Genomic DNA, 22,586 nt, shown 5'->3' with positions numbered 1-22,586 from the left:
GCTCCCTTCCCGCTTTTACGAACATCTGTTTCTATTTTAACAAACATTCGTTCGCCAGTCAAGAGCCTTTTATTTCAAGTTTATAAGTTAAAAATTACCAAATATATGTAAATAGTTTTTCCTGAAAAATTAGCTTTGCAAGCTGATCCTGTTTTTTAACCTCCCGTATACTTGTTCCAAATTCGTCCGCAATTCTCTCTAACGGCTGATCTTCCATGTAATGCTTCTGTAGTATGATCTGGTGCTGCTCCTTCATCGCGCCTATGATATCCTTCAGCATCTTATTCAAATACTGCTCAAACAAAGGTTGCAAGGTAGAATCTTCCGCCAAAGCCGTCGCTTGGCAGATGGGTATAACCGTATTTCCAGTCCTCCTGTAGGTTGGATGCATCTTTCGCTCACACTCAATATATTTTTTCACCACGCGGATGATCCAATTTTTCATCACGTGTTTATTATCCATAAATGGCTTCGCATTGTCGTAGGCCGCGAGAATCGCCTCGTGTAATACCGACTGCGCTCTCTCCTTGTCCGTCAGTTTCTCATAGGAGTAGCTATACAAAACGTCAAAAACCTCTGTCAGCACCTCCTTGAACAAGCTAGACTGGTTGACCAACACTGTCAATTCCATAAAAACTCCCCCATTGTTGTGTAATTAACATTTTGTTACTTACGCATTATTTTTCTATATTTTATTTAATTTATTTTACAACACAAACGCTTCTCTGTCAATGTAAATTCTATACATCCTAGGTCCGCCTTACAGCAGACTTTCCTATAAGTAAAAAAAATCCCCGGATTTGCCGGAGAGCTCATATTTTTATATTCAAGATTGCATTGTTGAAATTCCGTTATCAGAATAATACCCTTCGTACCTGGCGTTCTTTGCGTTTTTAACATAGCGGCCTTGCAGTGCCTTCGTCCCCGCCGCCCTCTTTACTTTCTCCAACAAAATCGTTTCAAAGCCGCGGCCAAATGCCCGGCAGGATAGCATCATCCCTTCCAGAAGACAGCTGGATGTGTCTTCCCGGAGAACGGCCATAGCCACAATCCCCATATCGCCAAATCGATCTTTGGCGGACAGGCAAAAAATATGATATTTCGGATCGCCAAGCAGTCGGCACAAATCTTCAGGCGTGTAGCGGCTCTGCGCTAGGTTAAATTGATTGGTTCTCATGGAAAGCTCTGACAGCCTCTCACAATCCTCCCGCCTGGCCAGACGGCAGTCAACTTCCGTTTGGAGATACGCATTATACTCGTTCCGCGTATAGAATCGAGCCTTCATCCTCTCCCGTTCCTTCTGCTGCCGATACAGTTCTGTCCTGTTGAGGCTTCCGGCTTCCCTCGCGTTCGTGAACAAGCTGGCCACATACTCAATAAACTCCGGATGACTGTAATCCGCCTGGACGATTTCGACCTGTGGCAGATACAGCTGGATGAGTCCCAACTCATATGCCTGATCATCCACGAATACAAAACTGTCCAACGCCAAATTCAACTCGCAGGCCAGATCGCGGATGTTGTCCGCTTTATCCTTCCAATTCACCTTCTCCCGGATGATGTGACGCCGTTTCAACGGCATATCGGGATGCGCCTCCCAAACCTGCTGAAGAATGCCGTCCTCATTTTTGCTACACAGACATAGCAACACGCCCCGCTCATACAGATCGACCAGCAAGTTTTGGAACCGCAGCTGCTCCGTTTCGATTCGGATCTGATCGACACCGTCTTCTGCCGCAACGCCAAGCCAGAGCACATTATCGCAATCCACCACCAAACACTTTTTAAGCGCCGTATTCTGCCCCTCATACTTTGACAATGTGGCAAAGAGTTTCTCCCGCGTATTAAAGTTTGTCAACAGCAGATCGCTATCCCGAACGGTGATTCCCATCTCTTCTTCCAGCAATACAATAAATTGTATAAATTTAATCGATTCTAAGCCTGCTTTCGATAAATCCGACGCCGGCGGCATCTGCAACAGGGTATCCACATCCGTCTCCATCGCCTTCGCTAAACAGGCCATAATCTTCATTGAATCCATGTGCAGTCTCCTCATTTCCCTGGATGGCTTCTGGGGAGATCAAACCCCAGGAACTGAATTTTCCGAAATTCACAATCGCCATCGCTGCCAAGGGGATCTCCATCCCGGTAATCCGCGAGAGCCATACACCCTTTTTTGCAACCGCTTTGGAGTAGACAGCGGGAGCAGCCGTAGTCTGTATGCTCTCGCTGGATGACAAGCTGCATGATCCTTTCAGCGCCGTCTTTAAGGGTGTCCTCTGTGTCCCACATCATGTTTCCGATGGCATATTTCGTATGGTACAGAAGCTGACATGGCTGGATTGTTCCGTCGACTTTGATTGCCACAGAATACTCGGCGTCAGCCTCTGATAATGGGCAACCGCTGGTACACACAGGAAGAAACGCTTCCACGCCCAATTCTTGATTGAGCCTATCGAGCAACCGGAGCACTTTTAACTTTTCCTGCGCTGATATGGACTTGCTGTTCCACTCTTCCACCGCGTTGCCATTGCAGTTGATGAATGCATACTCAGGAACGGCGCCGAGCGACACAACCATGCGGAAAAACGCTTCGACATCATCATAATTGAGCCTGGAGATCACCATTTTGACCAGCGGCTTCCGCCCTGTCGCCGTCAATCTCCGGATAAAGTCCTGCGCGGGTTTAAAGTTTCCAACGCCCCTCGTCCTTGCGTTGACTTCTTCACAGGAGCCGTCCAAACTCACCTGAATGGACACCTTTTCGTCCTGCAGATAGCGCTCGATGAGGCATTCATCTTGTATGCTGCCATTGGTTACCACGCCGAGCTCAATAGCCGGGAACGTTTCCCGCAGTTCCAGAATCTCTTGGAACTGCGAATGCAGGCATGGTTCCCCTCCCGCCAATAAGATTCTCTGGCATCCAAATTCCTCCGACAATCGTGCCACCATCCCCCTTACCTGTGTTGGGGAGAGTTCAAGCGTCTCAAGATTTTGGCCAGAGCGATTATAGCAGGTGGCACAATCAAAATTACACTGATTGGTGATCTCAATATAGGCAGTGCGGATTCTCATAGGGCGACGACAACCTTTTTCTCAATCAGTTCTCTCAGAAATGCCTCCACGTCATGCCGGATTTCATCCCCCTCGGAAACATACATCTGGGAGAGAGTCTCCACCAGCGCATCGACTGTTACCTCCTCCTCCATGAGATTTAGAATACTTTGTCCCACCTCATCGATAAAATGAGTGTCGCCTGAGTCCGGATCATAGATGACCAGGCTCTTCTCGTCCACCTGAATGTACTCCATCTCTTTGTTTTTCATGACCGTCATGTCATTTCCTCTTTTCTCAAATATTTTGCATGATACAGTTGATATGTTTCACTTTGCAGCGTTCTCGCCCGATTGTAGCCTGTCTGGCGAAATACCGCGTTCACATCGAGAGACATCTCGATAAACTCTCGTGTTCGGTGGGGGTCCTGTTCCAGTTGCACTGCCCCGACAATCGCTTCCCTCTCCACGTCTTCCAGGCGAAGCGCGTTATCTCCCTTACAAAAATAACGGTTGTCCTGAATTTTTAAAAGGCGATGGACCAGCAATCCCTCCTGTTTATAATAGTAGACGAGAATATCGCCAACCTCGTATGCCACTTGGGGGAGGACCTCCACATGCTCGCCCTCGTATAAAACCGGCTCCATACTGCTGCCAGACACAGATACGGTAAAAGCTTTCTTATTTTGCGCCTTTGCCCTGGCAATTAGAATTTTACGAAGAATCTCCTCATCCATGGGCCATATCCTCTTCAATCCATGCTTTGACATACTCCAAGCTGCTATATTGAAGCCGCTTGCATCTCCGCTTGCTGAGCTCCGCTAGGAATCTAAGATACCGGCTGTCCACTTTTCGATGGGCAATGGGGCCTTTCATCAGCATCTGCATCGCATCCAAGGGGGATAACGGCATAACCTGATTGATCTTTTCCGTCCGCTCAATAAAAAATAGAGCTCCAATCTCTAGTTGCCCCGCTGCCTGGTCCTCCGGTGTATAAATATACCGCTCCACCTCTTCATGGCAGCAATGCTCAATCTTAGGAGGTACCAACCCCATCTGAGCCAAAACCGCAAATCCCCCGTCCCGCAGGTGAACTGGCTTCGGATATGGCGTGATCTGATACGTGTCCATATTGATTAGGACACAGTCATCGGTGACATAGGAAAACCCTTGCTGCACAAGATACGTGGTGAGGGTCGTCTTGCCCGCCGTCGTCGGCGCCGCAAAAATATAGCCCTTCTCACCCCTCGCCACAGCGCCGGCGTGGAGTCCAAAGAATTGGTCTTCAACTTGGGTATGGTCGTATAGAATGTCATCGATCTCAGAGAGCGGATGTTCTGTAATCTTCGTCTCACCACATGCCATGATGGCATATTGACTGTCGCCTATGCGCTCTTCTATAATATGTAATCCAGCCGGAATGTCTCCTGGTTCTCTGCGCAGATAGCGTCCGTACTGTAACGACAATATGGATTCTAAATTAGAATCGTCCAAATCAAGCTCCACTACAGGACACATATGGGGCCGGTCTAAATATCGCTTCATTCTTGAGACATCAATCCTTCCTGCCAAGCAATTTCAACTTTTTTCGCACATATTCTCATATAATATACCGAATTTTCCATAATCTGTCAAGCATTTTCCCATAAAAATCCATATCCTGTACAGCTTGAATGGGTCACAAATTTTATCGTTGAAACATCTTCCTGCCTGCTGTATAATAGTTACAGATCATGAGGGAGTGGTCCGATGAAACGATACGATGTAGCTTTGGAAAATATGAAAACCCATGGAAAAGCTAATGCGGAATATGTTGACCCGATTTTGTACGTGACAACGCAGATGCAAAATACCCGTTTCAATACGTCCGAAATGCCATTACTCTCGTTTTAGGGAAAGGGCATTTAACATTTGGCACATCTTTTTTAGATAATCGCAGGATTGGCGATATTATTGAGCCTGATATTAAAAAAACCTCCGCTTTTGACAACAGCATGGAGGTGAACATACCGTATGACATTTCCATCATTTACGGCTTACAATTTTTACAAGTGAACATAAATGGAAAAGAACGGTTTACGAGTTTGCAGGAACTAAAAAAACGGTGTGTCACGGTAAAATGAAGATGAACATGAAGATTGAGACATTCCAAAATTTACATATTCTTTTTCAAGCATTCGCCGATCTATTGGCGTAGGTCTCATGCGGGCCCCTCCCACAGGCAGCTGGACAGATCGACTGTCCCTTCCCCTGTAAACGGCACGCCCTCTATTTCCAGCAAAAGACGCTGTTCCTGAACTCCGTTGACGAGAAAGGCGCTGGCCAGCTCCCCTTTTCGATTGACGACCCTATGACAGGGAACCTCTGGATCGCGGTTTCCGTGAAGCGCATACCCCACTACCCGTGATAGCCTTGGATTGCCCAGCAAAAACGCAATCTGTCCATAGGTTGACACTTTGCCCGGGGGAATCTGTTTTACAAGTTCATAGACCATCTGAAAAATAGAATCCTTCATGCCGTTTCTCCTTACAGTTCAGGTGCTGTCCCTTTCCATTTCTCCATTATGACAAGATTCCCTACGAAAGTCAAGCCCTATCCCCTTGACACCCTCCTTCGGAATGCGATATGATAGATACGATATGCAAACTGATAAAAGGACGCGTGATCTTCATGTGGATTGTCTATGCGTTTCTCTCCGCGCTTTTTGCGGGAATTACTGCCATCTTAGCTAAAATCGGAATTCAAAATATAGATTCTCATCTCGCGACTGCGCTTCGCACCATCGTCGTGGTCATCTTCGCCTGGGCTATGGTCTTCATCGCCGGCTCACAGAACACCCTCCCTGAGATTCAGACGAAGAGTTTGCTCTTCCTAATCCTGTCGGGTTTGAGTACTGGCGCCTCCTGGATCTGTTATTTCAGAGCTCTCCAGCTAGGAAATATCAACAAGGTCGTCCCGATTGACAAATCCAGCGTCCTGTTGACCATGCTTCTGGCCATTTTCTTTCTCCATGAGCCCATCAGTGTATCCAAGGTATTGAGCATGGCCGCCATCGCAATTGGCACCTATCTGATGATCCAGAGACAAGAATCCGACATGGGGGAAACTTCCAGTAAGGCATGGCTGATTTACGCGGTGCTGTCCGCCGTGTTCGCCGCCGCGACCTCCATCTTAGCAAAGATCGGAATTGAAAATGTGGAATCCAACCTTGGAACTGCCATCCGCACCGTTGTTGTTTTGATTCTGGCCTGGGCCATTGTCTTTGCCCAGGGAAAGCAGCGGGACATCAAAAAGATTGACCGCAAAAGCGCCCTCTTCATCGTTCTATCCGGTTTTGCAACCGGATTGTCCTGGCTTTTTTACTATCAGGCACTGCAGAAGGGTCAGGCCAGCATCGTCGCGCCTATCGATAAGCTCAGCATCGTGATCACAATTGTGTTCTCCCGCGTGGTGTTGAAAGAAAAATTGCCCACCAGGGCTTTGATCGGATTTCTCCTCCTGGTGGGTGGAACCATGCTTTTGCTCGTCAACTTTTAAGCGAACGCCATGGCGGCTTTTGGATTTCGAATCCAAGCGATCGTATCCCGAATGGTCTGATACAGATCCCGCGGCTGATACGCTAAATCCATTGTCGCTTTATCATGGCAAAAGCGATCATTGCTGGAAAGCGTGTACAGGGAATATTTTGTATAGAGAGGACGCTCCTGTCTACACCGGGAAATCCATCCCAAAAGGGGCGCCGCCCCTTTCGCCATCCACATGGGTAGCACCGGGAGACGTCGGCCGCCGCCGACTGCGCGAGCGATCCGGAGAAGCTCCTTAACCTCATAATGCCGGTTGGACAGGATGTAACATTCACCGCTTTTGCCCTTCTCTGCTGCCATGATACATCCGTAGGCTACATCCCGAACGTCGACGAAATCGTACCCGCCCCTTACGCAGGCCGGCAATCTACCCGCAATATAGTCCTCCACCATTTGGACCAGATAATTGCCCGAAGAGTCGTAGGGGCCTAGGATGCCAGACGGATGTACTACCACCGCGTCCAGTCCTTCCCCGACCGCATCCAACACCGCTTGTGTTGCTTCTGCTTTCGTCTTCGCATAGCCGCCGACGACCCAGTCCGGCGAAAATCGTTTGACTTCCCGCAATACTTTTAGGCGATCTCCTTCCGGAATCGCATGGACGGAGCTCACATAGAGCATCCGTTTCACCCCGTATTCTTTGCAGAGAGCAATCATGTTTTTCGTTCCATTCACATTGACATCGTACATTCTAGGAGACAAGTCCTCCGAAATATCGATCACTCCTGCGGTGTGAAGAACTGTGACGTCCTGGCCCCGGATTCCCTCAAACAGAGGCCGCAGGCTGTCAATTCTGCGAATATCTCCCTTGAAATATTGTATATTGGCATCCCCCTTCGCCTTCTCCGAAGGCAGAATCAGCCCCCGAATCGACGCAGATTCTTTCCGGAGCATGCGAATGATTGTTCCGCCAAGATGCCCATTGGCGCCCGTCACAATATAAAGTCCTTTCATTCCAATCCTCCATTCCAGAGCGCCACAAATGCCTGGTTGAAAAACTTGTCATCGGATCGTGTCTGCTTACTTGAATGCCCTGCCTTGTGTCGCTTCCGCCTTTTCTTTACAAGCCAATTGATGCCCTTGCCACACAGATGATCTTTCAATCTTGCCTTCGAGGAGTCCTAAATTTTCTCTTACCATGGAAGCCATTGTGGTTTTTGCTTCCTACGTATAGTATAATGGATACTGAGAACGAATTCAATCAACAAATTCTTGCTATTTCGTATATTGCTGTACAGAATCAACAGAGTTTGTTCAGTAAGACTGGGATGTTACAAAAAATTCATGCCCGCTTTTCATATTTGATACAAGGAGACGATTTCGGTGAAATCAAAGGAACAGGACCATCGATCTAGGATAACCCTCATGCTTATCCGAAAGGCTCTGATGGAGCTGCTGCGGCAAAAGCCGATACAGGCCATTTCAATTAAAGAGTTGTGCGAAAGTGCTGGGATCAACCGAGGGACTTTTTACGCTCACTATACCGATATGTATGATTTGCTGCAAAAAATAGAATCGGACATGCTGCAAGATTTTCAAGAAGCGCTCAAACCATTGCTGGCTCCAAATCGCTCTGACTTAACTCCGGTTAAAATCACGGCGGCGATCTTCCGATGCTTGAAGGACAATGCCGATCTCTGCACCGTAACGCTCGGGGACTATGGCGACAAGTCGTTCGCCCTTCAACTTATCAACCTCGGCCGCGAAAAATGCATGGAGGCCTACTCCAAATTTTTCACCGATGCCACGCCAAAGGAAATTGAATTCTTCTATGCCTTCGTCAGCGCTGGGTGCATTGGCCTTTTGCAGAAATGGCTGGCGGAGGGTATGGTCACCAGCGCGGAGGAGATCGCCGCCATGGCAGAAAATATCATGCTCCACGGCATGGGCTTTTTGGAGTCCAAGAAGCCGTGAGGCGACGGTTTTCGTTGCCTTTGCGCTTGCTTAAATATTAGTAGATCATGAGCCTTGCCGTTGAGGCCGCAAATCATAACAAGCCCATAGCCGGTCGCCATAAAATGTACTTATGCCCTTATATGACTGCCGGAGAGAATCGGTTTTTACGCGTCTACTTATGGAAGAGTAGTCGCTTTTTTTTACCTCCATGCCCCCCCTTTTTTAGCGGCTACTTTTGCTGTTTTACTCCAATGTCACTCCGCTTCCTCCCTCGCCTCTCTCTTTTAGCGGTGGTTTGATCGCTTTCTTCCTTTCTGCCTCCACGACCCCTATTTTTTAGCGGATACTTTTGCTTTTCTACTCCAACATCTCTCCGCTGCCTCTCTCTTTTTTAGCGGCGGTTCAATCGCTTTCTTCCTTTCCGCCTCCACGACCCCTATTTTTAGCGGATACTTTTAGTTTTCTACTCCAACACCTCTCCGCTGCCTCTCTCTTTTTAGCGGCGGTTCGATCGCTTTCTCTCTTTCTGCCCCAATGATCCCTATTTTTTAGCGGATACTTTTAGTTTTCTACTCCAACACCTCTCCGCTGCCTCTCTCTTTTAGCGGTGGTTCGATCGCTTTCTTCCTTTCCGCCTCCACGACCCCTATTTTTTAGCGGATACTTTTGCTTTTCTACTCCAACATCTCTCCCCCTCTTCCCTTGCCTCTCTCTTTTTTAGCGGCGGTTCGATCGCTTTCTCTCTTTCTGCCCCAATGATCCCCTATTTTTAGCGGATACTTTTAGTTTTCTACTCCAACACCTCTCCGCTTCTTCCCTTGCCTCTCTCTTTTTTGGCGGCGGTTCGGTCGCTTTCTCCCTTTCTGCCTCCACAACCCCTATTTTTAGCGGATACTTTTGCTTTTCTACTCCAACATCCCTCCGCTTCTTCCCTTGCCTCTCTCTTTTTTGGCGGCGGTTCGGTCGCTTTCTCCCTTTCTGCCCCAATGATCCCCTATTTTTAGCAGATACTTTTAGTTTTCTACTCCAACATCTCTCCGCTGCCTCTCTCTTTTTAGCGGCGGTTCTACCTCTTTCTCCCTTTCTGCCTCCACGACCCCCTATTTTTATCGGATACTTTTGCTTTTCTACTCCAACACCTCTCCGCTGCCTCTCTCTTTTGGCGGCGGTTCTGCCGTTTTCTTCCTTTCTGCCTCCACGACACCTATTTTTTATCGGATACTTTTGCTTTTCTACTCCAACACCTCTCCGCTGCCTCTCTCTTTTTTGGCGGCGGTTCTGCCGCTTTCCCCCTTTCCACCTCCATGACCCCTATTTTTTTACGGCGGCGTGCTCCTCCTTCCTCCGCCCCAACCAAAAAGGCCGCTGCTTCATAGACAAATCATCTATTTTGCAGCGGCCCCGGCTCTTGACCCGGTATCCCACACGCATCCGCGCGGCATTGTTTACAGTGGGTGAACTGCGGCAGGCTTTTTGCCGCAGCGCTTCTATACTCGTGCATCATGTTAGGGGTGGGCGCTGGGGAATCGGAGAGTGCCGCCTGCGGTATCAAAGGCATGAGATTCATAAGGACAGCTCCCCATCTCCGAGCGGCCTGTGCGATTGGCTCCGTCTCCTGATCGTTGATCCCCGGGACTAAGACGGTGTTAATCTTAACAGCGATTCCAGCTGCCGCCGCCCTTTGGACTCCCATCCGCTGCGAATCCAACAGCAGCGGAATTCCCTCCTCGAAGGGCAGAACTTTGCCATGATATTGGATATTGCTGTACAATTTGCGGGCTGTTTCCATGCGCAGGGCATTGACCGTCACAGTCAGCGTTTTAACACCGTATTCCCGCAGTTCCTCCATTTTGTCTGGCAAGAGCAGCCCATTTGTGCTCAAACAAAGGATCAAATGGGGAAACGATCTGTGGACCAACGCCAGCGTTTCCATCGCAGCAGGGTTGCACAGTGGATCACCTGGCCCGGCAATGCCGACCACTCGTAACTGCGACTCCTGCGAAAGCGCTTGCTCTACCCGCTCAAGTGCTTGCTCCGGCGTGAGAATCGCGGAGGAAACCCCTGGACGGGATTCATTAGGGCAGTCAGAACGCCTATCACAGTAGGCACACTGGATATTACAAGCTGGAGCCACGGGAAGATGGAGCCGCCCATATTGAAAATGTGCTTTCCTGGAAAAACAGGGGTGTTCCCCAACACTCCCCCGATCCTCTTTGCTCAGCGACACAGCGACTCTACCTCCTCATCTGACAGAGGGGTCGGAATACAGCTGTGCGAATTCTCCAAAATCGCCTTGGCAAGTGTACGGAAATGACCGCTGACGGGATGCTCAGGTTCCGCTTCCAGCAGAGTTTTACGGCTCAACTCTGCCTGGCCGATAGCCGATGTCATGGGGATATACCCGATTACATTCGACCCGACGCAGGATGCAAAGGCGGCAACTGTTAGAGGATTGTCCACACTGCTCCGCCCGTTGTGGATGATACCCGCCAGCCGCACACTTCCGCTCTGGGCATACTTGCGGATTCCCCGGCAGATATTATTTGCCGCATAGATTGCCATAAAATCCGAGGTTGTCACCAGATATACATCGTCGGCAATCCCTTCCCGCAGAGGCATGCTGAATCCCCCACAGACCACATCGCCCAAAACGTCATACAACACAACATCTCGATGGTCCAAAAGCTGGCGGCTGCGTATCTCCTGCATGGCAGCAATAATTCCACGGCCAGCACAGCCAGTGCCCGGTTCCGGGCCACCCGCCTCAATACAGAGGATATCCCTGTATCCCAGGAATGCCACTTGCCCGCCGGAATCCTCCCTCAGAATATCCAAAACCGTTGGGATCCGGCGGCCTGCGAGATTCCTGGTGGAATCAGATTTCGGGTCGCAGCCTACCACCGCCACTTTGAGTCCGCTCTCTGCCATAGCCGCGGCAAGGTTTGAAACCGTGGTGGATTTTCCGATACCGCCTTTTCCATAGACACAAATTTTCTTCATTGATAGAGCGCTCCCTTCAAGCTCGGTGTCTGCATCACCGAATTGAGGATACTTTCCAACAGGGATAAAATCCCCACCGCACCCACAAAGGGGTTTCCCGTCAGCGAAATTTCATCAAAAACTGGGTAATCATATCGGATTAGAGGAATTCCTAGCTCCTCCGCCAGTTCCAACTCAAAGGAGGAGCCGAACAGCAAGGCGGCCTCGGATTGCCGGGCCAGCATAAAAAAGTCCTCCAGATCGCGAAGTTCCTCTCTCCGGCAAAAACAGACGACTTCCATCCCCAATTCCTGTTCCAGAAACCGGCGCATCCCGTCTGCACGACCGCCGCTCCCGATGACAGCCGCGGGCATCCCATACAGCGCTTGTAAGTAAGGATACACCTTGGAAGCCCCTTCCGCAGCTGACCGCTCAATCTCCTGGCACTCCGTCTGATACTCCACTTCCAAATGCCGTCCCAGGGCAGAGTACACCTCTTTTACCCCCGTAACGCCATAGGGGTACGAGATCGGCTCATAGGGAATCCCGAATCGCTCCTGCATTGCCTTGGCTAGAGGCAGGGCCTGCTCGTTCAGCACAAGATTCAGGTTTGCTTGAGGCGCGGTCCTCATTTCCTCCCAGGAACAGTGGGACAGAACTGTGTGCAGCGCAACTTGTTCGCCCAGCAGACGCTGAAAGGCCGCAACGTCCTCTTGGATACGATAGTCATCTCCGCCGAGCCCCAGCAGGTTAACGGCATTCCCTCCTTCCACAGGGTTTCCCTGTAAATAAGGGAGCAGTGCCCAACAGGCCGCCTCATATCCCGACTTGCTGTCGCCTCGGAATCCAGCCGCCTCCACATAGATAACCGGCACTGAGCCGGAAAATTCTGAAACCACTGTGGCAATATCATCCCCGATGATCTCGCTGACACAACCGCTCACCACAAACAAAACCGATGGATGAAAGAGGTCCAGCGCGTTGTGAATTGCCTTGCGCAGGGAATCTTCTCCGCTGAAGATTATGTCGCTGTCATTGATAACCGTGCATGTCTGGCGGATATCCCGCATATCCGCCGGGACATGGAAGGACATGGACCCGAAATTACAGCCGATCACCGAGTGAAACAGGATAATTCCGTCCCGTATGCCTCCCAGCGCCTGCTGGGCTCCAAATAATTTGCATCCTCTGGGCGTTCTCATGACTCCTCCTTCCGGCGCAGCCACATCCGCGCCCACATTTCTTTGGCCGCCAACCCAGTTTCGTTTACGTACAGCGGATAGTATCGGCTGTCAAAGGGCATTTTCTGCAAAAGTAATTCCTCCCTGACCTGGCAGTTGGCAAGTCTTTCCCGAAGCCGGAGTACCGTCCGCACGTAGGATTCAAAGGAGAGCGATACGGTCTCATTCCGCACGGAAATCAACGGCACGCCTTGGTTTTCCAATGTAAAATCGCCGGTCCCCAGGATGGCGTCAAACTTGGAAAATCGGGCTTTCCACTCCGCCTCTGATGGATTCAAAACAATCTCCGTCTCCGGGCTATAGAGAGAAACCGCCTCCTGCACCCGTTCCAAAAGCTTCCCTTCCATTTCCGCAGTCATGGAAAGGTTGCGGCGAGCCTCCGGCGTGAGAATAATGCAGAGACAGGGGATCGAAAATCCGTAGTCCTGTGCATACCGTTTTAACAAAAAAGGGGCCTGCTGAATGCTCCGGCTGACAAGGAGACAGCGGTGTCCGGCCAACTCCTTCCGCGCCTGTGCCGTTTCCTCTAAGGCCTTTTGCCTCGCCGCTTCAATCAGCGGCTCCATGCTAGCTTCCAGGCCCATGGCAGCGCCTATGTCCCGGTAAAAGGTACAAATCCCCTCCAACCCGGAATAACGCCCTTCTGAGCCTAGGTGCAGATAGTCTGTGCCGAATCGCTCCTTCATCAACCTGGCCCAGCGCACCCTCCTTGCCAGGTTCAGCTGAGCCGCTGGAGCTCGCCGGATCGCCTCATAGGAGGCGCTTGGAAACCATGTGTTCACCGTGATCCCGCAGCGGTTTAAAAATGCCTCGATTTCCCGCAGAACCAGGTTGCCATTGCTTCCCCACCCTACCGTCTCAATATTTACGCTGTGGGGGATCACAGGAACCGCTTCCATAACCTGCCCCACAAGGGCGTACAGCGCCTCCACAAAGCCGCAGCCCTTGATTTCCATCTCCAGGCGATTCTCCCCGGTAATCTTTTGCTCTGCAATTTTTTTGAGACGGTTTCGGGTATAATTTTTATCCCGGTGGGAGAACAGCTCCGACTGAATTCCCACCACTGGGATTCCCTGACCTCGCATCTCCTGTACAATGGTCAGAATGTCATCGTTTAGAATATCGCTGATGGGGGAGGGGATGACCATAATCAACTTGGGATGGTACTGCCGCCAGGCCTCCTCAACGGTCCGGCGCAGTTTTTCCTCTCCTCCACCGATAATATCCCTCTCTTCCAGATTCGTTGTCAGAACGCGGTACAAGGGTTGGTGACGGCGTCTGGCGGAGTGCCGGTAGTGGAATCCGCAACCCCGGGGGCCATGGATGATGGGCAGGACGTCCTGCATCTCGCCCACCGCGCCGATACTTCCCGAGATTTTGCCATTGACTCCAAAGGTATGTAGCAGAGAAGAAGGATACATGGCAATGGAAAGTTCTTCATAGAAATTATCCTTCATAGCCTATCTCCTCCCCGCAAGCTTGCCACATCACCAGCGCACTCCTGTAATGAGCCTGCGCCGTGAATTCCCCCTGATCATTCTGCTGAAAATGTTTTAACAGGATTTCCTCCGCCGCTTTCGGATCATAGTGGCCCGCCTTTAGCTTCCCACACTCTCGCGCAAGCAGCTCTTCCTTGCTGGCATAGCGCAGTTGCTTTGTAAAGGGGAAGATTTTTACGTCGGCATCGATCCCCATCTGATACAGAATGTTGACAAAATAGATACAATCCTTCCACTCCCAGCTTACCGAGGCGCCGCTCTGCTCCAGCTCATGGAACCAGGGGGGCGCAATTCCGTTATGCATCCGCAGGCTCTCCGACTGCCGCACATGGGCTTTCCACTTTTCATTAAAATCTTCAAACTGAACTCGTTCCCGCATCCTGTCCGTCCTTTCTACTTCCCATTACCAATTCTGAAAACTATCGATCAACCGCTTAGTGTAAGCGTCCTGGGGATGCTGGACAATCTCGCTGGCCGGGCCGGATTCTACAATCTTGCCTTGGCTCATCACCGCGATTTCATCGCAAAACCAGGTTAAAACATCCACATCGTGGGAAATAAACAGGTAGGTCAACCCCAGGCGTCCCTGGAGGTCGCGCAAAAGCGTCATGATGTGGGCTTGAATGGAAACGTCCAGCATGGACGTGGGCTCATCCAGAATGAGAATCTCCGGCGTCAGCGTCAGCGCCCGGGCGATCATAATGCGCTGTGCCTCCCCGCCGCTGATCTGATGCGGATATCGGGTGAGGAGTTTTTCGCTAACCCCCACAAGGTGAAGCAGTTCCTGAATTTTGGTTAGACGCTCCTCTTTCGTATACAGGCCATGAATGATCATCGGCTCCCTTAAGCTGTATAAAATCTGTTTGCTTGGGTCCAGGGAACTCTCCGGGTGCTGAAAGACAATCTGAATTTTCCGCCGGTATGGCTTGAACTGCTTATCTGTCAGGTGGGTAATGGTATCCCCATCCAGTAGAATTTCGCCGGAATCCGGTTCTGTCAGTTTTAAAAGCATCCGCGCTATGGTGGATTTGCCGCATCCGCTATCCCCCGCAAGTCCCAGTGTTTTTCCTCTGGGTATAGAGAAGGAGACATCTGTTACGGCGCGTACCGTCCGCTTTCGAAATACGCCGGACGTAAACGTCTTGGTCAGTCCTCTAACTTCTATCATATAAAAAGCACCTCGCCAAAGAACCATTTTTGCAGGGATATTCTGCCGGACATGCCGCCGCACATTGGTCCAGCGCGCATCGGCAGCGGGGATAGAAATTGCAGCCGGCCATCTGACCTTCGCGCTCAGGCATTACCCCGCCGATGGGGTGCATCCCCTTAGACGGCTGGGAGGCAACTAGCCCCTTGGTATAAGGGTGCTGAGGGTTGCTCAGCACCTCCGCCGTCGGCCCCTGCTCCAATACTCGCCCTGCATACAAAACTAAAATATTGTCGCAGAGCCGCTCCGCTAGTGTAATGTCGTGTGTAATGAGGATCATACTGGCGGTGTCGTGCTGTGCAATATCCTTCAGCGTCTGGTACACCTGCTTTCGCAGAATGGAATCGAGACCTTTTGTCGGTTCATCTGCAATGATCCAGCTGGGACTGTCCATCAATCCCAGGACCGAGATAATTCGCTGATTCATTCCTCCGCTCATCTGGAAGGAATACCGTCTCATGATTTCATCTGGATCGGCAAAGCCAAAGCGCTGTAAAAGTTCCTGCGCTCTCTGCTGTGCCTCGTCTTTCTTCTTCTTGTCATGGGTCGTGACCGCCTCCGTCAGCTGCCTTTTAATGCGGCGCACAGAGTTGAGAGATTCTGAGGGGTTTTGCGGGATTAATGCGATCTCCCTGCCGCGGATGGAGCGAATTGTCTCTGGCCTTACCCGCAGCAGATTATCTCCCTTATATAGGCATTCCCCTTCAATGATGGCGCTGTTTGGCAATAGCTGAAGGATGGACATTCCCAAAACCGATTTGCCGCTCCCGCTTTCTCCAATCAATCCTGTAATCTTGCCCGCTTCAAAGACCGTGTTGACGTTTTCCACCGCTGTGACCATCCCGTGCCCTGTGCGGAACTTCACCGTCAATCCGTTGATTGTAATATTGGAATCCATAGTCAAAACCATCCTCAATAATCTCGCAAGGAGTCTTTGTGAACATCCAACTTATCCCGCAGGGCATCCCCGATAACGTTGACGCTCAATGAAATCGCGATAATAAAGGCGCCCGGGGCAATGATCAGCAGAGGATTGGAACGGAAATGAACCCGGGCTTCGTTGATCATAACACCCCAGTCCGGCGTCGGTGGTTGAAGCCCCAGTCCTAGGAAGCTTAACGAGGCCACCGACAGGATCACCCTTGCAATTCGAGTGGTAAAAATAATGATGATATTGCTGATCAAATTGGGTGTAATATGCCGGAGGACAATCCGCAAGTTCCCTGCCCCTAAACCCCGCAGGCCCTCCACAAATTTCTCCTGCTTGATTTTCATCACTTCTCCCCGGACAATCCGGGAAAATCCCACCCAGGATGTGATCACAATTGCCACAATCATGCCGGGGATCCCCGGCACCATGCCGGCGACGACGATCATCATACTGGTTCCTGGCAATCCCTGAAAAATACTGGAAAAGGATGTGATCACCATATCCACGACACCGCCAAAATATCCGGCGATGACGCCTATAATCAGCCCAACCAGCATGGAGAGAGCCGTCGCCACCACGGCAAGGATGATGGACTGCCGGCCGCCATAAATCACACGGCTCAAGAGGTCACGGCCAATTGCATCCGTGCCGAGCCAATGCTGGGCAGAGGGCTGCTGAAGGGAATTTTTGATATTGACTTCCAGGGGGTCATAGGGCGCAATCAGTGGAGCAAACACGCTCATGAGAATGATTCCCGCCAGAACAATGACCGCGATCATGGTCCCCACTTTCATTTCTTTTATTTTCATTCTGCTTTTTCACCCACCCTGATTTTGGGATTGACAACGATATACAGGATATCAATGAGAAGGTTGGCCGCCACATAGACCAATCCTGTGTATAGAACATATGCCTGAATAACCGGAAAATCCTTGGCCTTCACGGCGTCCAGCGCATAACTTCCGATCCCCGGTATACCAAAAATCATCTCGGAAATTGTGGATCCGCCCAGGATCCCAGCAAAATATGTACCCAGGAATGTCATAATGGGGATCAGTGCTCCCGGCAGCGCGTGACGGATCACAACTGCCTTATTTTTTAAGCCCTTGGCCTTGGCCACGGTAATATACTGCCGGCCCAATTCATCCAGTATACTGGTTCTTGTCAAACGCGCGGATACACCTATGGTTGAACAGGCAACGCTAAAGGAGGGGAGTAGCAGAGACGCAAATCCACTGTACCCGCTGCTAGGCAGCAGCTGCCACTTTTCACAGAACAAAAAAATTAAGAGGATAGCCAGCCAAAAGCCAGGTATGGACAGCATGATGGTCGTCAAGCTTCGAAGGATCCGATCCACCCAGCTGTCTCGAAAGGCGGCCATCAAGATCCCCAGCCCAAGTCCCATCACCACTGTAAATCCCATAGCTAGCACCGCAATTTTTAGCGTATATGGCAGGCGGCGCACCATCTCCGACGAGATGCTTTTATTTGTAACAAAGGACTGACCGAATTCTCCGGTCAGACTATTCTTTAGCCATTTTAAGTACTGAATTGGATAGGGGTCGTTGAGTCCTAGCCGTTCCGTCACAATATCAATCTGTTCCTGCGTTGGCATCACATCCCCGTCCCGTGTGAGAATCATTTCCACCGGATCTCCTGGCGTCATGCAGTTTAAAATAAACGCGAGGATTGTAATACCCAATAGAACAGGAATCAGCGTCAATACCCGTTTTCCGATGTATTTTACAATTCCCATCTGCTATGTCTCCAAATCATGATGCAGGGGAGCGTGCCTTAAGCAAATCTCCCCTGCATCGAGATAAAATGCGATTTATTTCCTATTTTATTCAGCCCACTGAATTGTGGCCCATTCAACACCGGGAACGGTTTTGTATCCTGTAATGGCTTTGTTGTGTACATTGACGTTGACATCGTACAGGATGGGGATCATGGGCAGCTCTTCCGCCGCAATCACCTGAATCTGGTCGTAAATCTCTTTGCGCTTCTGTTCATCCGCGGTGACCTTGACCTCCGCAAGCAGGGCGTCAACTTCAGCGTTGCTGTACCCAAAATGGTACTTGACATTGGATCCTCCCTCGGTTCCGATATAGCCAAAGAGATTGGAGTATGGGTCCGCATTGTTGAAGCCATGGGCGTCCAAAGTGCAGTTATACTCGCCGTTGTTCCTCGCCTCATTGTAGAGCGTGCCATCCAGAATCTTAATATTGACATCGAGACCGATTTTGGCAAGCTCGGACTGTAGGTATTCCGCTTCCGCCTTATAGGGATAGCTGGCCGCGCGGCTCTCGGAAACAATCATATCCACCGCTACTCGCTGGCCCTGAAGCACTTCATCTGCAAGTTCCTTTGCCTTTTCCATGTTGTATTCGCCCTGGATATCCTTGTAGAAGGGGGTGCGGTAGCTCAGAATCCCGTAGGCAGGTGTGCAGAGGCCGCCCCACAGCTGCTCATTGATCGTTTCACGGTCAATCGCGTAGCTGACAGCCTGGCGCATGCGGACATCATTGAAGGGGAACTTTTCGCCGTTTACCTTAAGGTAATGGGTCATATGGCTCTTGGTCATGACGACATCAAACCGGTCGTCCGACGAGAGGAGCTCCTCCACCTGTGCTGTCAAAATCGCGCCGTTGTCAATCAACGCCATGACTTCCCCAGACTTTATGGCCGCATATCGGGCATCGGCATCCGGAATACACTTGACGCGCACGGTCTTAATATACGGCATATACTCGCCATAATAGTTATCATTTCTCTCAAAAATTGCGTACTGATCCTGCACATGCTCTTTAATCATATACCGGCCTGTCCCAATGACGAAAGAGGTGACCGCACCGGTTTCCGCATCAAAGCAGTCGGGATGATACATGGGGGTGCCATAGTTGCTCATCATATACTCCAAAGTGGGGACAGGGTCGGAAAACGTGAACTTCACTGTATACTCATCCATCGCTTCCGTTGTCAACAGGCCCGGAAAGGTCTTGTCGATGTCGATGGAAACATATGTGGAGGTCATGGGGCCTTTTTTATACCGCTCAATATTGGCAATCACAATATCTGCGTTGAACTTTTCCCCATTGTGGAAATAGACATCATCCCGCAGGTGGAAAATCCACTCGGTACACTCCTCATTGTGCTCCCAAGATTTTGCAAGGCCAGGTTCAATCGCGCCTTCCACGTCACGGGTCAATGGTTCCCACACATCGGCGCTCATACTGACATAGTAGGCGTCGCCATCCCCTGGGATGATATCGCGAACGCTGCCGAGCACCAGTTCCTGCGTTTCATTTAAATTGCTTGTTGTCCCGGAAGATTCCTCGCTGTTCTCCGAGGAGGCTTCCGATTCCTGGCTGGATTCTTGTTTCGATTCCTGACTGTTGTTGGACTGGGTATCGCCATTTCCGCATCCCACAAAGGCGGTTACCAGCACACACATTGTGACCAATAGGCTCCATACCCGAATTGACACTTTCTTCATGCTACATATTCCTCCAAATTGTATAGTATAGTATGAATAAAACAGTTATGAAACCAGCGGGATACCCTTCTAGCTCATTCAATTGCATAAAAATAGGCGGGATATCCAGACAAAGTAGAATATCCCGCCTATCTCACCCAACCAGAGATATAATCGTAATATTCCCACCAACACACGATTCCATCCTTTATGGCAGGTCTCCTGACTTAAAGCTTCAAACCTAGTCTGCCAATCTTCCCAAAGGATCTTTCCTTCAGTGACATAATCTGGCATTTCGTAGCTTTTACAGTAGGGTGCGCTGTTCCGGACTCTCACCGGATTCCCTTTTAATGCGTCCGCTGCGCTGATGCTACAGTGGGTGCAACCATAAATGTTTTATTCAGTTTTCTCTATTATAAAAACCCCCCTGACCTTTGTCAACCGATTTCGGCCAAAAGTGATAGAAATTCCTAAAATTCCTAAAAAAGTCACAGTTCTCAATTGAAGTCCCTTGGCGTTCGCCGTCCTATGGGCCCGTGAGTACGATGCTCCCCCTCCGATCCCCCCACAATCTGTACTGTTTCCATCCCCCTCCTCCATATGAGATTTGGCAGAATACTAATATTGTGAACGGCAGCCAAATGTTAATCGATTGAGCATTCTGCCATTCTTTATAAAATTATGTCAACCCAAATAGGCCTTATCTATAGATCCACCCCCCTTTTGGCTAGCATAAATTCCGTATCTGCGTCCTGCCAAGCATCTGATTGAAAATGGCAGAAAAGCAATACTCATTGACAAATCCATCAGTCAAATATGACTCCACTAGCAGTCGTTTTGCCTCTTTTTTGGCGAATTGCATTCGAGCTTGAAACCAGTGCCTGGATTGTAACAGATTTATAGATTCTTGCCAAATGATGTAAGCGGACATTAGCAACTGGATGTATACTCAGGAGGGGGGCAAAGGGGATTTTAACAGAATGGACATCACATGCATTGACAAATTGACTGGCAATTCGATTCTTACGATGGGATGTGTCAGTGTAATGGGGCATTCCCAATAATAGAGATTGTGCTTTTGTCCATCGTCGCCCATTGCCTGACTCGCCACAATACAGTCTACATTTTTTCCGATGGTATCAAGTCCTTGAAAAGAGTCTGTATGAAAGGTTTTAAACAGCATCGAGACCTCCTCCCTGGCTTTCTCCGAATAGACGACAACTCGTTCTGACACAGTGCCAAGTTCACAGAAGCCCAGAAAACAAATTCTATCTGCCACAAACGACCTTGACGCCATATTGGCATTTACTATTGGATAACCTTGCAGTTTCCATGTCGTCGTGCTGAAAAATAATATGATTATAAAAGGGAGTTAAATCCAGATACTTATTCATAGTCGTCCTCCTGTTTTATATTCTGTACCGTCACACAATCCATCAGCGCTTGCAGGTGCTGCTGTTCCAGAATGTACAATTGCTCAAGATAAGATGCGCACTTTTCACAAGAATGCAGCCTATACTCCTTTGCATACGCCGTTTTATAAAAAATGGCACGGACTAAATTCGCTAACTCAATGATCTGTTCATCAGCGGATTGAAGGGCTGACACCGACTGAAAGAGGGAGGAAAAGCTATAGTATTCCAGGATTCTTGAATTAATAAATTGATTAAGCTGTATGTAATAGCGGTCAGACTCCTGCAGCATCTTGTCTGGCGAATTTATAGATAAGCGGAAATAATTGCAAAAAGACTTAAAATTCTGTAAGCAAAGAAGAAAACGAGAATCGTGTATAAAAGCACTGTATAAAGAGACGTATTTTTTAACACTGCATGTGGAGTCGTGTGTTTCTGAAATTATATGAACCGGAGACGCGTCAGGGAGTTTATCAAGCACTGAAGTGACGCCATTCACGAGGTCTTCATAGGATATCTGTCTTTTACAGCGAGCAAAGCTCTCAATATAATTGTTATCAATAATCTCAAATTGTTCTTTTGTATCATCATATCCGAAGACCGGAAATGCGTGACCTGTATGGTTCTTATGGTACGTTCCTGGAAATCCGCTATAGTAAAAGACATCGATCATACACACCACTAAATCCTGGTTATCGATTGTTCTTCGAATCAAGGAAAGAATATTGTCACGCCCAGCAGGTGCGGCATAGGTAATCGTTAACCCGATGTCCTGCATATACATGGAAAGATCAAAAACATTTTCGGTAGACGCTATAAGGTGGTTCGTATGATGATCATAGTCCAATGTCGTATAGGTTTGCAGATACAGGGGATCAATTTTTCTATTATAATGTTTCATGATGGGTAGCAAAGCATACCGGTAACAGTCCATTCTGGGTGAAGTATATACCTCAACATTTTCGACTTGGCGTCTCATTGTAACGCTTCTCTCCATATCTTTTTTCTATCATAATATCATGGAAGTAAGGATCAAACTAGGAATATGGAACCTAAATAATGGGAATTTTAACACCGCTTGACTCCTAAAATTCTGACTTCGGGATAACCGTTTAGGGAATCCCCCAAAATGGCAGAAACAAAAAACAATCAGTTTGTTTACCTGATACAATAAGAGGGTAATATTAAGTGGTAGTGTCAAGTAATCTATGAAAAACTGAGCCGAAAAAAACAGGCTCAAATGAACCTTGAAAATTGCAGATATTGATTCCGAAAAGCTCTCCGAGGGCTCAGGGCGCTGCCCTGAGAA

General features: G+C 49.3%; 23 protein-coding genes and 1 riboswitch. Of the genes, 2 read left to right on the top strand and 21 right to left on the bottom strand.

Annotation, left to right across the window (positions count from 1 at the left end):
- Window positions 1-94: 94 nt before the first annotated feature.
- From H8730_RS08720 to H8730_RS08690, 7 genes are all read right to left on the bottom strand, one after another.
- Window positions 95-631 (bottom strand): RNA polymerase sigma factor, encoded by a 537-nt coding sequence (locus H8730_RS08720; RefSeq protein ID WP_177719784.1) that lies wholly within the window; start codon window positions 629-631, stop codon window positions 95-97.
- 195 nt (window positions 632-826) lie between these two features.
- Entirely contained in the window at window positions 827-2,041 is a 1,215-nt protein-coding gene (locus tag H8730_RS08715; RefSeq protein WP_177719785.1) for an HAD-IIIC family phosphatase, read from the bottom strand.
- Window positions 2,042-2,052: 11 nt separating this feature from the next.
- Window positions 2,053-3,075: a radical SAM/SPASM domain-containing protein gene (locus H8730_RS08710; protein ID WP_177719786.1), complete on the bottom strand. Its 1,023-nt coding sequence runs from the start codon at window positions 3,073-3,075 to the stop codon at window positions 2,053-2,055.
- Window positions 3,072-3,335 (bottom strand): HPr-rel-A system PqqD family peptide chaperone, encoded by a 264-nt coding sequence (locus tag H8730_RS08705; protein WP_249289723.1) that lies wholly within the window; start codon window positions 3,333-3,335, stop codon window positions 3,072-3,074. Before H8730_RS08705 ends, H8730_RS08710 begins: the two co-directional genes overlap by 4 nt.
- Window positions 3,332-3,790, bottom strand: coding sequence for a S24/S26 family peptidase (locus H8730_RS08700; RefSeq protein ID WP_177719788.1), 459 nt, complete (start codon window positions 3,788-3,790; stop codon window positions 3,332-3,334). Before H8730_RS08700 ends, H8730_RS08705 begins: the two co-directional genes overlap by 4 nt.
- Entirely contained in the window at window positions 3,783-4,598 is an 816-nt protein-coding gene (locus H8730_RS08695; protein WP_177719789.1) for a hypothetical protein, read from the bottom strand. Before H8730_RS08695 ends, H8730_RS08700 begins: the two co-directional genes overlap by 8 nt.
- A 655-nt stretch (window positions 4,599-5,253) precedes the next feature.
- Complete coding sequence (locus H8730_RS08690; RefSeq protein WP_249289722.1) at window positions 5,254-5,568, bottom strand: MGMT family protein; 315 nt, start codon at window positions 5,566-5,568, stop codon at window positions 5,254-5,256.
- A gap of 155 nt (window positions 5,569-5,723) precedes the next feature.
- Here H8730_RS08690 and H8730_RS08685 point away from each other — a divergent pair, with 155 nt between their 5' ends.
- Complete coding sequence (locus H8730_RS08685; RefSeq protein ID WP_249289721.1) at window positions 5,724-6,590, top strand: EamA family transporter; 867 nt, start codon at window positions 5,724-5,726, stop codon at window positions 6,588-6,590.
- Here the strand turns inward: H8730_RS08685 and H8730_RS08680 are convergent.
- Window positions 6,587-7,591, bottom strand: a complete 1,005-nt coding sequence (locus tag H8730_RS08680) for an NAD-dependent epimerase/dehydratase family protein (RefSeq protein WP_249289720.1) — start codon at window positions 7,589-7,591, stop codon at window positions 6,587-6,589. The two genes, H8730_RS08685 and H8730_RS08680, sit on opposite strands and share 4 nt — an antisense overlap.
- A gap of 369 nt (window positions 7,592-7,960) precedes the next feature.
- On the opposite strand from H8730_RS08680, the gene H8730_RS08675 reads away from it, so the two are divergent.
- Window positions 7,961-8,551 (top strand): TetR/AcrR family transcriptional regulator, encoded by a 591-nt coding sequence (locus tag H8730_RS08675; protein WP_249289719.1) that lies wholly within the window; start codon window positions 7,961-7,963, stop codon window positions 8,549-8,551.
- A gap of 1,363 nt (window positions 8,552-9,914) precedes the next feature.
- On the opposite strand, the gene H8730_RS08670 is transcribed toward H8730_RS08675, so the two are convergent.
- The 13 genes from H8730_RS08670 to H8730_RS08615 all read right to left on the bottom strand — a co-directional run bounded on the left by H8730_RS08670 (window position 9,915) and on the right by H8730_RS08615 (window position 22,256).
- On the bottom strand, window positions 9,915-10,760 hold the full coding sequence (locus tag H8730_RS08670; RefSeq protein ID WP_249289718.1) for a radical SAM protein: 846 nt from the start codon (window positions 10,758-10,760) through the stop codon (window positions 9,915-9,917).
- Window positions 10,751-11,533, bottom strand: coding sequence for a nucleotide-binding protein (locus H8730_RS08665; protein WP_249289717.1), 783 nt, complete (start codon window positions 11,531-11,533; stop codon window positions 10,751-10,753). Before H8730_RS08665 ends, H8730_RS08670 begins: the two co-directional genes overlap by 10 nt.
- Window positions 11,530-12,714, bottom strand: coding sequence for a nitrogenase component 1 (locus H8730_RS08660; RefSeq protein WP_249289716.1), 1,185 nt, complete (start codon window positions 12,712-12,714; stop codon window positions 11,530-11,532). The genes H8730_RS08665 and H8730_RS08660 overlap by 4 nt, the downstream gene beginning before the upstream one ends.
- Complete coding sequence (locus tag H8730_RS08655) at window positions 12,711-14,210, bottom strand: nitrogenase component 1 (protein WP_249289715.1); 1,500 nt, start codon at window positions 14,208-14,210, stop codon at window positions 12,711-12,713. Before H8730_RS08655 ends, H8730_RS08660 begins: the two co-directional genes overlap by 4 nt.
- A complete protein-coding gene (locus H8730_RS08650) occupies window positions 14,200-14,631 on the bottom strand; it encodes a hypothetical protein (protein WP_177715471.1) in 432 nt (143 codons plus the stop codon). Before H8730_RS08650 ends, H8730_RS08655 begins: the two co-directional genes overlap by 11 nt.
- A 24-nt stretch (window positions 14,632-14,655) precedes the next feature.
- Window positions 14,656-15,420 (bottom strand): ATP-binding cassette domain-containing protein, encoded by a 765-nt coding sequence (locus H8730_RS08645; protein ID WP_177715473.1) that lies wholly within the window; start codon window positions 15,418-15,420, stop codon window positions 14,656-14,658.
- A complete protein-coding gene (locus H8730_RS08640; RefSeq protein WP_249289714.1) occupies window positions 15,407-16,357 on the bottom strand; it encodes an ABC transporter ATP-binding protein in 951 nt (316 codons plus the stop codon). The genes H8730_RS08645 and H8730_RS08640 overlap by 14 nt, the downstream gene beginning before the upstream one ends.
- 14 nt (window positions 16,358-16,371) lie before the next feature.
- Window positions 16,372-17,199: an ABC transporter permease gene (locus H8730_RS08635; RefSeq protein ID WP_249289713.1), complete on the bottom strand. Its 828-nt coding sequence runs from the start codon at window positions 17,197-17,199 to the stop codon at window positions 16,372-16,374.
- Complete coding sequence (locus tag H8730_RS08630; RefSeq protein ID WP_177715477.1) at window positions 17,196-18,146, bottom strand: ABC transporter permease; 951 nt, start codon at window positions 18,144-18,146, stop codon at window positions 17,196-17,198. Before H8730_RS08630 ends, H8730_RS08635 begins: the two co-directional genes overlap by 4 nt.
- A gap of 87 nt (window positions 18,147-18,233) precedes the next feature.
- Window positions 18,234-19,886 (bottom strand): ABC transporter substrate-binding protein, encoded by a 1,653-nt coding sequence (locus H8730_RS08625; protein WP_177715479.1) that lies wholly within the window; start codon window positions 19,884-19,886, stop codon window positions 18,234-18,236.
- Between the two features lie 174 nt (window positions 19,887-20,060).
- Window positions 20,061-20,270, bottom strand: a riboswitch (cobalamin riboswitch).
- Between the two features lie 544 nt (window positions 20,271-20,814).
- Window positions 20,815-21,048 (bottom strand): hypothetical protein, encoded by a 234-nt coding sequence (locus H8730_RS08620; protein WP_249289712.1) that lies wholly within the window; start codon window positions 21,046-21,048, stop codon window positions 20,815-20,817.
- An 85-nt stretch (window positions 21,049-21,133) separates the two neighbouring features.
- Entirely contained in the window at window positions 21,134-21,259 is a 126-nt protein-coding gene (locus tag H8730_RS17625) for a hypothetical protein (RefSeq protein ID WP_283243920.1), read from the bottom strand.
- The gene (locus tag H8730_RS08615) at window positions 21,252-22,256 is read right to left on the bottom strand and encodes a cysteine peptidase family C39 domain-containing protein (protein WP_177715483.1); all 1,005 of its coding nucleotides are present in this window, start codon (window positions 22,254-22,256) and stop codon (window positions 21,252-21,254) included. Before H8730_RS08615 ends, H8730_RS17625 begins: the two co-directional genes overlap by 8 nt.
- Window positions 22,257-22,586: the final 330 nt, after the last annotated feature.

This window comes from Bianquea renquensis, assembly GCF_014384895.1.
Lineage (GTDB): Bacteria > Bacillota > Clostridia > Lachnospirales > Bianqueaceae > Bianquea > Bianquea renquensis.
Note: the sequence above shows the minus strand (reverse complement) of the source record. Positions and strands in the feature narration are given on the sequence as shown.